General features: G+C 42.7%; 10 protein-coding genes. All 10 read right to left on the bottom strand.

Annotation, left to right across the window (positions count from 1 at the left end; genetic code table 11):
- Positions 1-7 precede the first annotated feature (7 nt).
- Complete coding sequence (locus HWV02_RS05970) at positions 8-1,144, bottom strand: ABC transporter substrate binding protein (protein WP_211689941.1); 1,137 nt, start codon at positions 1,142-1,144, stop codon at positions 8-10.
- On the bottom strand, positions 1,141-3,363 hold the full coding sequence (locus tag HWV02_RS05965; protein WP_255547092.1) for an MFS transporter: 2,223 nt from the start codon (positions 3,361-3,363) through the stop codon (positions 1,141-1,143). Before HWV02_RS05965 ends, HWV02_RS05970 begins: the two co-directional genes overlap by 4 nt.
- Positions 3,364-3,371: 8 nt before the next feature.
- A complete protein-coding gene (locus tag HWV02_RS05960; protein WP_211674531.1) occupies positions 3,372-4,526 on the bottom strand; it encodes a D-alanine--D-alanine ligase in 1,155 nt (384 codons plus the stop codon).
- Positions 4,527-4,587: 61 nt separating this feature from the next.
- A complete protein-coding gene (gene tssH / locus HWV02_RS05955) occupies positions 4,588-7,197 on the bottom strand; it encodes a type VI secretion system ATPase TssH (protein ID WP_211689940.1) in 2,610 nt (869 codons plus the stop codon).
- 8 nt (positions 7,198-7,205) lie between these two features.
- Positions 7,206-8,186 (bottom strand): type VI secretion system baseplate subunit TssG, encoded by a 981-nt coding sequence (locus HWV02_RS05950; RefSeq protein ID WP_211689939.1) that lies wholly within the window; start codon positions 8,184-8,186, stop codon positions 7,206-7,208.
- Complete coding sequence (gene tssF, locus HWV02_RS05945; RefSeq protein WP_211674528.1) at positions 8,168-9,952, bottom strand: type VI secretion system baseplate subunit TssF; 1,785 nt, start codon at positions 9,950-9,952, stop codon at positions 8,168-8,170. Before tssF ends, HWV02_RS05950 begins: the two co-directional genes overlap by 19 nt.
- Positions 9,945-10,367 (bottom strand): type VI secretion system baseplate subunit TssE, encoded by a 423-nt coding sequence (tssE, locus tag HWV02_RS05940; RefSeq protein ID WP_211674527.1) that lies wholly within the window; start codon positions 10,365-10,367, stop codon positions 9,945-9,947. Before tssE ends, tssF begins: the two co-directional genes overlap by 8 nt.
- Before the next feature lie 2 nt (positions 10,368-10,369).
- Positions 10,370-11,740 (bottom strand): type VI secretion system contractile sheath domain-containing protein, encoded by a 1,371-nt coding sequence (locus tag HWV02_RS05935; RefSeq protein WP_255547091.1) that lies wholly within the window; start codon positions 11,738-11,740, stop codon positions 10,370-10,372.
- A 41-nt stretch (positions 11,741-11,781) separates the two neighbouring features.
- Positions 11,782-13,263: a type VI secretion system contractile sheath large subunit gene (gene tssC / locus HWV02_RS05930; RefSeq protein ID WP_211678922.1), complete on the bottom strand. Its 1,482-nt coding sequence runs from the start codon at positions 13,261-13,263 to the stop codon at positions 11,782-11,784.
- On the bottom strand, positions 13,263-13,772 hold the full coding sequence (tssB, locus tag HWV02_RS05925) for a type VI secretion system contractile sheath small subunit (RefSeq protein WP_211678921.1): 510 nt from the start codon (positions 13,770-13,772) through the stop codon (positions 13,263-13,265). The genes tssC and tssB overlap by 1 nt, the downstream gene beginning before the upstream one ends.
- Between the last annotated feature and the right edge of the window lie 33 nt (positions 13,773-13,805).

Genomic DNA, 13,805 nt, shown 5'->3' with positions numbered 1-13,805 from the left:
ATTACGTTCATTGACCGTCCTCCACAGACATTCCGTTAGAGCGGATCATTTTTCCTTCGATGCCATACACATCGCTGGCCATTTCCATTAATTCGAATGGGATTGCTTGGTTAATACGGGCCGCTTGCCTAAAGCTAATTGAAATGTCAGGTGGTGAAATAACACCGACAGGAAGGTCTCCTACAACGGCCTCTTTTTTTAAAATTTGGATGCCATACAACGCCGCTTGCGTCGCATTATTCACAAAGCTAACGCCAAACGACATTAATGCACTGGCTTTCGTTCCATTCACCACATCAGGAACCGCAGAAATCAACGCAAGCTGCTGTGAAAATTGATTAATGTCATCCACACGCGCGAGTAACGACGAGCTACCCGTTAACCAAAGCAAGGTATTATTCAGTTCTGGATCCGTTTGTTTAAGCCTCGTAATCGCAGTGTCCATCACTAACTTCAAACTCATCGCCGATTTCGATTCATCAACCACAATTGGCACAACAGTTAATCCCACTTTTTCAGCAAATTTTTTCATTGGTAAAAATTGCGTGAGATATGCACTCTGATTGCTACGTGAATACAAAATACCGATTTGCTTTAACTGTGGATTAAAGCGTTGCATAATGCGAAGAGTCACATCTGTTAGTAGATTCAATGACGTGAATGCAAAATTGCTCCCCGTACCAGCATAGTTATCTGTGAGACCTAATAACACCGGATCTTTTGAATTAACAGAAACAACCGGCAATAAACCACCTTGATATACCTTGTGCACAGACATGGTCGCTTTAGAACCTAAGGTATACACCAAGTCAACCTCATTCTCTGCATGATGAAGCAAATTCACTAACATGGTATTATCTACAGGTAAGCGTTTAACGACCCACTGCACTTGAGGTAATTGGGTACTGTACACATTTAATAGCGTTTTTAATGCCACATCATAAGACGATGCCTTGCGTGAGACGATCACCAATATTTTAGACAATGAACGCGCAGGCACAAACGACACCCCTTCAGCGGCAGACTCCGCACGCCAATGACTAGCTGTTTTAGGTTGTAGTTCTTCGCCTAACCATGTTGGCCATTCCGTTGCAGCAGATGTTGGTAAACAGCATGCTACCCAGATGAATAAAACTCGGATCATATGTTTACCACCTTAGATGTTTGTCTATCGAATAGAGAAAACAGCACAGCTATAACAACAAAGAAAATTGCCAGTATTATCAGGGTATAATCCACGCCGAGCTGGTATAATAATTGCCCGACAATAAGCGGCCCAGACACATGACCTAGTCGTTCAAGGAAGCGATACGTCGCAGCGATGACAGAATCCACCTCTTGCCTATCGGCCATGGCGTCTACAACATGCGTCACCACAGGCGCATTAATAAGACCGTGTGATAACCCCATGCACATCATTGAAATAGTGGTAAAAACAACAATCATCAAACTGTCTTCCATTTCAAATGCCGCACCTAGAATAATAAGCGCAACTCCGGCAATCAGGTTACCAACACTCAATGCAAGCTTACTACTGCCTAACTTATCGACCCAAGGCCCAGCTTTATGGCTCACCAACAACACCATAGCAGCATAAGTCATCAGCACTTGGCCGATGCTTTCCTTACTGATACCACGCTCAGCAAGCATTAACGGCACCGCAAAAAAAACGATACCAGTTAACGCCGCTTTAGTCGGAATGCCCACCAATAACATGGTTCGAATAAACGCGGGGATTTTCATTAATCGCCAAGAATCTCGCATCATCATCGAGATATTATTTAACAACGAACCCGAGGCTTTCGTAGACGCTTTCATGCTCGGTAATACAAAGCTAAATAACGTCATCACACAGCCAATTACGGTCGCAATCATGAAGATAGCGCGGTCGCCAAAGTAGTTAGCTAAGAGTGCGCCAATCGCAGCGCCGGCAATAAATCCAGCATTAAAACAAAATACGATAATACCTGCGGCTTGGGTTTTATTTTTCTTATCACTCAAGCGTAAAATATAACCTTGTACCGAAATGAATACGAAGGCTTGGCCTACACCCGACACAACACGCGCAATCAATACACTCACAATACTACCTTCAGCACTGACACTAAGGATGCCACCGCCTAACGTCGACAAAAGCACGCCACATATAAGCACAGTGCGAATATCATAAGTTTCAATTAAACGTGCGGCAGGTAGTAAGGTTAAGGCAAAACCTAAAAAGTAGAGTGTGAAGAAAATAGCAGAAGTGCTTGCATCAAGCCCTGACGATTCCGCCAATGAGGTTAAGAACTGCGGCATGATTGGTGCCATTAAAGACTCCATCAGCACAGCACCTAAAAACAACGGCTTTAGACGTTCAAGCACTTGTTCTGATGAAGATTGATTTGCGTCGCCACCAAGCAAACGGATAAAAGCAAAACAGACCAAGCCACAAGCAAAAAATAAGATTGCGAAATTTTTTAATATTTTGGTTAACTGCCCCAGTACCACGCTTGATTGATAAGTAAGGTGCACCTCTGCAAATTTAGAGGTCGCTAAACTATAATCTAACCACCCTGTACGCCCCAGCATAGGTAGCATAATGCTTTGGTTGTATTGAGAATCCGCAACTAACTCGGTATTTTTATACACTGCAATAGTAGCCACTTCAGGATTAGCTTTGCGGAAGTTATCCAACATGCTATCAATCCCCGTCACCATGCTCTGGTCAATATTATATTCCAACACAGGGGCTAAACGGTGACTCACGATATCGGCTAACGATACGGCCTTATTGCGTAAACCATCATGATATAAGCTACCAACAAGCAGCACTACACTGATTGCCATACTAAAAAACACCACGATAAAACTCGTTAAATACACTTTCCGACGCTGACTTCGAAGCACTGAAACAATAAATAACACCAGTAAAAATGCAATCAACCACACCATAGGTTGAAAAACATTGGTCACGACTTCTTCTACTTTTTCAGGACTAAATGCAATTTTTAAATTGCCCACCTGCGTGAATTTATTGTTGAGTGGGATCGTAATGTAGTTATCATCGAGGATGGTTTCTCCCGCATTATACAGTTCATCGTGCCCAGCGAATAACGCTAACCCAGTAACCGATGAATTCGAGTTTACAATCGGCTGTAATACCAGATTTAGCCCTGCGATTTCAGGTAACGGTACACCCGAGTTGAGTATCTGTTCGATACCTAATTTAGCCGCTTGAGTTTGCGCTAAAATGGTGTCAGTTGATAATTCGCGATGACTTTTTAGCGCTTGTGCATAACCTACAACCAGTATAAGCAATAATGACATTGTCACTACTGCTACACCAAACGTAAGCCGAAGATTATCGTTAACGGTTCTCACTGTCGCTCCTAAGCGCTTTTCAAGCTGAAGAAGTCGTCGTTAAAACAATGCGCTAACGATTCAGGGCGTTGTGCTTGTAAATACACCAAACGATTGAAAACCAAAGATTGGATCAAGTCTTGATAGCTCATGCCTTCATTGTGAATATCGTGACAAACAATACTGAGTTTATCGCCTTCAGGACGTTTCAAATCTGGCTTTGGATTCGCTTCAAGGACATATAATTTACCCTTGCAGTCCATGCGTAAATCAACACGCACAAGCGTACCGAGTCCCAATTGCTGATAAATCTTATTACCCAAATCAATTAATGACTGGCGTAATTCAGGCTCATCGACTTTTAATAAACGATCACTGGTAATCGGTTTTACATCCATCGACGTAAAAATGGGTTCATCGCCTGCAAGTACACGTTCCGTTACCGAAAAGGCAAAAGGTGAAGCTAACTGATTCAACTTGTCGTTTTTAAATATCACAGAACCTGCAACCGCGACCACAAACTCACGGCCAGACAGATAAGGTTCAATCATGACGATGTTATTCGTCGCGGCCTGCACTATTTTTACTTTACCAGCGAGGTCTGCACGATCAAACACCGGATAAACATGTACCGAGGCACGGCCAGAAACAGGTTTCACAATAAATCGACCACCGAAATCAGCGTCCATTTGATCTAACGCCTCCTTATTCACCGCATCGGTAATGCACTCCCCCAAACCAACGGTAATAAAGGGCGCAGTTGGAATCCCAGCTGCTTTTATTTCATGTTTGAACAAATGTTTGTTATCAAGTAAGCCGGCCGTCATTGGCGCATGACCAACATAAGGCACACCCAACATTTCCAACATTGACGGTAAATGGCACATCGAATCAAAGCCTTGAAGGCCACCACTATTGGTGATCACCAGATCAATATTTAGCGCTTTTAAGCGTTGTGGCAAGTCCATGTTTTCAGGTAATACATCAATATGTTGAAATCCGGACTCACGTAAAGCATCTGCAATATCATAAGCAACGGGCTGATATGTTTTTGTTGAACGCGGACTTAAGTTCTTATAAATAAAGCTATCCGGCTGTGTTTTTTCGCCACCATGCACAACGGCAATTTTAAGTGAGCGTCGGATCCATTCGATTTGTTCAATGGTGAATGTGCTTTTTTCCACAATATTCTCTTCTTACAAAAATTTAAACGAATGCGTGATTAATATTAATCACGCCTCTGAGTTATTCAATGGCTATTGCCACTGCACCATCTACAACACTGATATTGATACAGGTGATGCTTTGTCCTTCACTCATTCTGGTGATACATTGCGTCGCTAGATCTGGTACTAATCGACGATTAATGATTTGTTCAATGGCTCTCGCACCTGTTTCTGGCGAGTTATTTTGGCTTACTAAATAATCCACCAAGTCACTGTCATAACTGAACTCAGCGTTATAATAGCCACTTACTCGTTTCTCAATTCGGCGTAAAGAAAGACGCGCAATTTCAGCCATTTCAATATCATTGAGAGGGAAATATGGCACCACGGTCGTACGACCAATGAAGGCAGGTTTAAAATACTGCTGTAAAACAGGCGAGATCGTTTGAGTCAAAGACGATACATCTGGACGTTCGACCTGGCAGGCATCAACAACTGCACTATCTGCCGCATTAGATGTCATGATGATAAGTGTATTTCTAAAGTCGATGTCACGACCTTCACTGTCTGAAATCGTCCCCTTATCAAAAATCTGATAAAATAGATCGTGAACGCCTGGATGCGCTTTTTCCATTTCATCAAGTAACAATACCGAGTAAGGGTTTTTACGTACCGCTTCGGTTAACACACCACCTTTACCGTAACCAACATAACCTGCAGGTGAGCCAAGTAGCATTGATACTTTGTGCTCTTCTTTAAATTCAGTCATATTGATAGTCGTGATATTTTTCTCACCACCGTAAAGTAGATCAGTTAATGCCAATGCTGTTTCTGTTTTACCCACACCGCTTGGGCCACACATTAAAAACACACCAACCGGTTTGCGTGGGTCAGTTAATCCAGCGCGAGACATACGGATCGCTTTGGCAATTTCATGAATCGGAGCATGCTGACCAATAACACGCTGTCCGAGTTCTGCTTCAAGGTTAAGTAAACGTTTCACGTCATCTTTAACCATGTTACCAACGGGAATCCCAGTCCATAACGCAATCACTTCAGCAATAGTCTGCTTATCAACCTGTGCCATCACCAAAGGTGATTCACCTTGAATACTGCGCAGTTCCGTCATTTTGTTACTTAACAGTGCCTGCATTGGCGTATCTGCAACCTGTTTACCCGCAAGAAAACGCTCTGCAATAACATTCTGTAATCTTAAAATTTCAGTAACACATTCTTTTTCTAGATTCCAACGCGAGTTTAACGCCTCGTATTCAGACTCCAGCTGATTACATTTCTGTGCAATAGCCACCAACTTTTCAGTGCCGTTCGCATACATCGCATCTTCATATGCAAACGAGGTGCGCTCATTGTGCGCATAACGGATTTGTTCAGCTAACCCGTCTAATTTTTGCGGTAATGCGCTCTGGCTCAAGCCAATACGTGAACACGCCGTATCTAATAAACTAATCGCTTTATCAGGTAATTGACGTTCTGGTAAAAAGCGTACTGACAACTGAACCGCAGCTTCAATTGCTTCTTCCAATACCGTCACGTTATGGTGTTTCTGCAAACAGCCCGCAACACCTCGTAGCATTTGAATCGCATCGCCTTCACTCGGTTCACCCACAGCAACAAGCTGAAAACGACGAGTCAATGCGGCATCCGTTTCAAAATACTGCTTATACTCAGCCCACGTTGTTGCAGCAATCGTTCTGAACTCCCCACGTGCTAACGCTGGTTTTAATAAGTTGGCCGCATCATTTTGTCCTGCAGCACCACCTGCGCCTATTAACGTATGCGCTTCATCAATGAACACAATAATTGGGCGTTCAGATTGCTTCACTTCCGTTAACACATCTTTCAAACGGTTTTCAAATTCACCTTTGATGCTTGCACCCGCTTGTAATAAAGATAGGTCCAGCGTACGTAATTCCACATTCACCAATGACGGTGGCACATTACCATCAACAATTTGCTGTGCTAATCCTTCAACAATCGCGGTTTTACCAACACCCGGGTCACCTACAAGGATCGGACTGTTTTGACGACGACGGCACAGAATATCAATCGATTTACGGATTTCAGGATTACGCCCTGAGATTGGGTCTAATTTACCTTTACGTGCCGCTTCAGTTAAATTGTGCGTATATTTATCAAGTGCAACAGTGCCCACAGACTCACTCGGTGCCATGTCATTATGTTGTACTTCACCTGCGTTTATTTGAGTGCCTTGCTTCGCGGCACAGCTCTTTAATGATTCAATCGATACCGTGTTCAACCATGTGGTCAATTCACCGTTGTATCCACCTTGTTCAATACGCTGCTTGAGTACGAGCAGTACGTGATAACCATTAATTGACGCGTTACTGTGGTTTAGCGACGCTAATAACCAGCAATCTTTAAGCAGTTCAATCAACGAAGGTGAAAGCGATGGCGAACTGTCGTTACCACGTGCGACACAATTTAAGTTACGGTTAAGTAAATCAATAATTTGTTCACGCTCAATACCGCTTTGCGATAACACGCCTTGCCAACCAGATTTTGACTCATTTAATAATTGATAAAACCAGTGTTCAACATCGACACTAAAATGTGTTCTAGCCATACAATCTGCAGCGGCCAGTTCGAGAGCGCTCTTTAATGTTGGCGTTAATCGCGTCACTAGTTTTTGTAATTCAACGTTAATCATGCAGTGTCCTACTTTAGTTTTAGTGGCATAACCACGTACTGTTGTGTTATTTCAGTCGATGCCAACCTCGCAGATTGGCTTAATCGCACACCATTACTTGCATCTCGTGTTAACTGACAAATAGGTAGTTGTTGTCCAGCCACTTTCATTGCTAAGTTGATTTTGATATTCGACCCCATGTAATGGCGAATAAATGCGTCGATGGCATAGCTCAAAATTTTGTTTTGATTGAGTTGTTCAAAGCCGTGATGATTGGGTTTCACTTTTACGTCAAGTTGTTGAAATGCGGTAACCGCGCTCTTTCCAAGCAATGCGTCAAATCCCAACTGGTTGTTTTTCCCTGCTGCCCCTAAGCGTGTCAAGCAGCACTCTAGTAGCGGCTGATATTCAATATCGCCATGATCTACTTCAAACTCATACCCAAAGTAATCCTCTAATAAGAGCTTGAGTGTTGTTAGACATGTCACCTTCAATCCCATTAACCCGGTGTATTGAATAAGGTGCCCTTGTGGTAATGCAGTATTAATACTCGTGTCACCCGCAAGGCTAGACAGCATCTTAGTGAGTGATTGGTGATGACGATTCCAGCTGAAACGCTCTTCTTCCGCTTGGATAACGATGTTGTTCTTGATTGCGGTCTGACAATAAAGGCGAAAATAACGGTTATTAAAGCCATCCAAAAAATCAACTAATGCGCTATTACCTTGCTCAAATGACTCACGTAACGCTTCACTGTAGTTATAACGAGGCATAACCCCTTGACTGCCAGACAGCGCAGGCAAGTCACACGTAAAATGCCATGAATTGTCAGTGTATTGCTGAACTTCAACAATGTCTGATTGATGGTATGACGGCAGTAAATGCGTAATAAAATTAAGCTCAGGACGCACACCTAACTTAGCCGCATGGTGCTTCACTAACTGCATAGCCTGCGGTAATTCAAACTGATAAGGCGCGCAACGTAGCGAGCCTAATATAGATTTTTGCATCCGAGCCTCCGCGGGAAAACACGGTATTCGCCTTCTCGGCCATCAAGTAATATCACGACTTGTGTAAAACTATTAAAACCAGAGAAATACGCAAAAAAGCGATCCAATAATTGGGCGAGTAGCTCCACCCCACCAGCAAGACCCATCGGGTTTATTGTCACGCTCAGTCGTGTGCCATTAGCAAAACAACTTTTCCCCGAAATACGCACAGGCGCAACAACATGCGCTTGCGACAAACCTTGAATGGATTCGATATAAGCACTATTTTTAGCACTATTGTTATGATTATAAAGTTGCAGCATGGTTTTTAATGCCGACACCGGATCATCGCTACCAAACAGGGCTTGGTAGTTAAAATGTAAGTGCGCCAATAACGGCCATGCGCCTTGCTCACCAGTATTGATGTTAATTTGTTTTGTCGGGCGACGTAATAAGGTCAAATCCGCAGGTAAAGAAATAGAGTCGTGACAATGTAACTCACAAGACGTAGACAATTGACTCGCCGCGTTACCATTTGTGCAGGTTGTCGAGATTAACCAAGTGTGTGCTGATTTATCAACATGACTATGGTCTAAATTTGCAACACGCAATGCACTCGATACTGACTTATCACTCATATTTTCAGACTGCGATAACTGCCAGCGTAATCCAATTTCAGCACTGTTAAATTTTTCACCGTATAGCGGCGGTACATTTCGGTTTTTTTGTTCTGTCACGTCCGTCACATCATCAACCGAAAATAACTGCAACTGTGCCTGACCGCCAACATCCAGCATTATTGGATACTGCGATTGGCTAAAATCGATACGTAATGGTTCTGCGGTGATTGGCTGCAAGTTAATGATAGGCGAACAGAATAAATTAAAATTATTTACACTTAAGCTACGCGCTAACTCCACGGGCATGTCGTCTAAAAAAAATTGGATTTTAAGTGTGTTGGTATTGGCATGTTGCAATGCAGACGATAGCACTAACTTAATCGCATGGAATCGCTCTGCGAACATAAAAAATTCGGTTAATAACTTAAAGCCACCGAAACTGCGTACACTATAAGGTAAGACGAATTCTTGATCTTCAAAACCAACCGGTAAAAGGGCGTCCGCCCCTAATAAAACAACGCTGTCATCATATTGAATGGCGATCTGTTGGATCCCCGAAAACAAATGATCGTAAAGGCGCAATATTGTTGGTGTTTCACCACGCAAAAATAACGATAATTCCGTCAATTCCAAATCAGAAAACAGGATCGTTGGATCTGTTGTTGTTAATGTGAGTTCAAGCATAGCTTTCGCATGCTCTGCCCCTTTTGGTTTCTGAATATCAAAGGGAGCAATAGACGCTGAACAATCTGTTAAGCTGATCGGGTATAAATCAACATCTTGCGTTGTGCGGAACACCAAGGTATCGGTATCGACATCATCAAGTCCTAAATGCGTACCGCGAGGCAGAGTGTACTTTGCAGTGACTTCTTCGTGAGGCTGCATTTTCACCATGCTATAAGCAGGAACAGGGCGTAGATAATGTGGAAATAAAAGTTGTAACAAGCTATCCGTTAACTGCGGATAATCCTCATCTAGACGCTGCTGTAAACGTGCATTCAACAAGGCCACGCTATCAATAAGACGTGTCACTTGCGGGTCATCAATACTATCGCGACTGATCCCAAGTGACTTAGCTGCACCAGGATGACGTTGAGCAAAGTTACCTGCGTCTTGGCGAATAAATGCTAACTCTTGTTCAAAATAACTTAGTAATGATTCAGACAAAGTTAGTTTTCCTTACATCGACACTGCTTGTGGTGAAGTCTAAGCTTGAATCAAAAACAACAAGCTCTTCACCAAACTCACTGACGATCACGCCTTCGATTCTAAATTTCAGTTTATTGGTAACGACAGATTCTTCTTCCAACTCAACATTAAGATCCTTGAGGCGGGGTTCGAATGTCGTAATTAACTGCTTAACATTTTGTAAAATATGTTCACTATTAGCTCTGTTCTGCCCCCTCACCGCATGGCTCATGCCCAGTAAAACGATAGATTCAGCAGTATATTTGGCAATATCATCGCCACCCCAAATGGGCGCTTTAGCGGAAAGCAATGACGCGATATTTTCAATAATGGCATCGCGAAGATCATCAATATTCGCCGTCCAATCACCTTTCATTTTTGCAAATAAGCTCATGATTATTGGTCCCCTAATTTTGTTGCGGGCACGTCGGTAAGCAGAACAATGTGTGTGTCTAACATTTCATATTGATATTGCGGCTGTAGGTTTATTTGGCAACTGTATTTTGTTGGGTCAAGCAGGTCTTGCGTAAAATTAACATCAGCGCGTTTAAGAGGATAACGGGCCATGATTGACTCATCACCAAAATCAACGCCACTGATATATTGGTTTAACCACTTTTCTAACGAACGCTGACATGTAGACGGGCTATCAAAGCTGCCGATTTGGTCGCGGATCTGCGCTTTAATGTAATGACCAAAACGACAGGCCATAAGATTTGTCTGTAACATACCACTCATTTTTTCAGTTTCAGTCGTTGCCTTCCACACGGACTGATTACTGAAAATGCCTTTTTGACCGCTAAGATAGACACTTGATAAAGGAACAAACCCTTGTGCTGACCAAAAATCATCATCTTCACTAAACAGATCAATCCGTGATAACAATGGATCTTGCTGACCATTACCCACTTGCACTATTGCGCCGTAACGCCCGCTTTCATCATAGGCACGTAAAAAACCAAACCAACTGATACGGTCAAATTCACGGATCACGTTTGCAGCCAATAAATAGGCGGGATTTCCCCACAGTACATGTTCTGTTAGCGCTCGTTCGTTAAACACAAACCCGGCTTGGTAATGCTGATAAGGGCTTCTTAAATGGTATTCTGGTAACACCAGATTTAAGAAACGGCTCGCACTATGAGAACGTAATAACTGCCAACTTTGTAAATCTGAACTGCTTAAAATACGCTGTATACGCTTATGGTCAGGTATTAATCGAGCGGGTTCGTCACCAAAGAAATACGGATCAACGCCAAGACTTACAGGGCACAGCGCGCGTTCACCTAATTCACCTAATAACTGCAGTGTGTACAGATCATCAAAATCAGCATCATCGTCTAAGTCAGAGTGAATAAGATGGTCAACAACCAACAGTCCAAATGGGTGGCCGCCTGCGGTATCGAGTTCATTCGCGTATATTTTTTGATATAACGCACTGCGGGTGACATTGAAAGATTGATTAAGATCGGCAGACACCATGTCCCAGCTGAGGTCTAACAACTTAACCTGCACGCGGCGTTGCGAAACAGGTAGCAAAACTAAGCTATGTAGTCCTAACCAGCGCGCTTCCAATTCTTTGAAATCAGTGGCTTGCATTACAGCAGAAAGTTGCTCGCTCATGACATCATCAAGTTGCATGATCAGTTTGCTTAACTGTGATTTGAATTCTGAACGATTATCGTTCTGAGCATGGTTTAACAGCATCCGCCACAGCCCTGCATCCGTCAGGACGTTGGCGGATGATGTTAGATTTGATGTACTCATAACAACCTCAACAACCCGGGGGAGCCCCCGGGCATCAACTATTAACCTGGAATATTAGCAACCATGCGTAATGACGATGATAACTCTTCCATTTGTAACCAAGGACGTAAATAAGCCACAGCAGAATAACAACCAGGGCGGCCCACTTGTTCTTCAACTGTTACTTTTGCTTCAACCAATGGATGTGTTGATTTTGCTTCATTGCCAATCGCACTTGGATTAACATACTGGTGGAGCCAGTTACTTAATTCTTTTTCAATGTTATCCGGATCTAGGTTAGAACCAATACGGTCACGACCCATTACTTTTAGGTACTGTGCAATTCGGCTACTTGCCATTGTATAAGGCAAGCGCGCTGAAATGGCTGCATTTGCTGTCGCATCAGGATCGGTATACGTTTTTGGCTTATGCGCCGTTTGAGCGCCCATAAATACGGCATAGCTCGTATTTTTATAATGCACTAACGGTAAGAAACCTAAGTCACTCAGTTCTTTTTCACGTTCATCTGTTAGGTTTACTTCAGATGGACATTGTTGAACTAAATCACCCGATGGTGTGTAGTAAGTAAAGTTCGGTAAGTTTTCAACTTTACCGCCATTATCATTACCACGGATAGCAGTACACCAACCAAATTGTGTATATGCTTGCGTTAATAATAAACCGTATTCAAACGCAGCATTACTCCACACAAGATCATCTTGTGTCTCTGGGTAAGCATTACCATTAGCATCATGTTTCAATTCTTCAAAATCGAATGACTTAACAGGCACTGTTTGTTTACCGTATGGTAGACGTGCAATTGTTTTTGGTAGTGTTAATGCAACATAACGCGAATCATCACTTTCACGGAATGCATTCCAACTTGCATAAGCAGGTGAATCAAAACCCGCAGCAACTGGCTTGCCTTCGTTAAAGTTAACGAATGAATTAAAGTCAAACATGCTCGCATTTGCAGCAGCAACGAATGGTGCGTGAGATGCTGCAGCAACTTCGCCCATGTAACGCATTAACGCTACATCTTCATCGCCATAACCGAATTCGTAGTCACCAAGTAACGCACCGTAAGGTTGACCACCAGCTGTACCAAATTCTTCTTGATAAATCATCGTAAAGAAGCGGCTACGATCAATCGCTGGCGCATCTTCAAATTGTTCTAATAGTTCGTCTTTTGTGTAGTCCGCAAGCTTGATTTTTAAGTCTGGGCCTAGCTCACTGTTTTTAACTAATTTTTGCAGACCTAACCAAGTGCCTTCCAGTTTTTGGAACGCCTTGTTTTGCATTACTGTTGAAAGCTGGTCTGAGATTTTTACATCTAATGCAGAAATCGCTTTTTCGATTGTTAACGTTAGGTTTTTATCCCAAGTAACAGTACCGTCTAGCGCTTGTGAAGTCAGAACAGATAACAATTCTTTTGTTGTATCTGCTGGTGTCTGTGTTGTTGCTGAAATCGCGCGGTCTAGAAAGTTTAATTCACCTTCTGCGGCACCGGCTTGTTCTGTTGCAGCTTGTTGTTCTGTGCTCATTATTCAGTCTCCCCAGTTTTTACGCCTAGCTCTTCAGCTAAATGTTGAATTGAATCGGTACTTTGCAGTACTTCTTTCAATAAGCGTTCTAGATCACGAGAGCGATCCGCTTTGCTTAATAACTCTTTTAACTGGTTACGTGTTTCAACCAATTGTTTTAGGGGATCAATTTGTTGAACTAAGCGCTCAGGGTGAAAGTCGTTCATTGAATTTAACTTCAGGTTAACTTCAAATTGGCTATCATCATTTGCTAATTTGTTGTCAACTTTATATGACAATGACGGGCTAATTTGTCCCATCACTGCATCAAAATTATCTTTATCAACACCAGTGAACTCACGTTCTTCTAGGTCAATTTTATCACTTTCAGCTTTATGACCAGAGAAGTCACCAATAACACCAACGACAAAGGGCAATTCTTTGGTTTCTGTTGCGCCATTAGTTTCAACATCATAGGTGATACTGACTCGGTTTTTGCTTATACGTTTATGTTGTGAGTTGAGAGCCATGCTTCCCTACCTTTTATTTTAACAAAAATAAAA

Origin of the sequence: Moritella sp. 28 (assembly GCF_018219435.1) — a bacterium.
Classification (GTDB): Bacteria; Pseudomonadota; Gammaproteobacteria; order Enterobacterales; family Moritellaceae; genus Moritella.
This window is presented reverse-complemented; position numbering and strand designations above follow the sequence as displayed.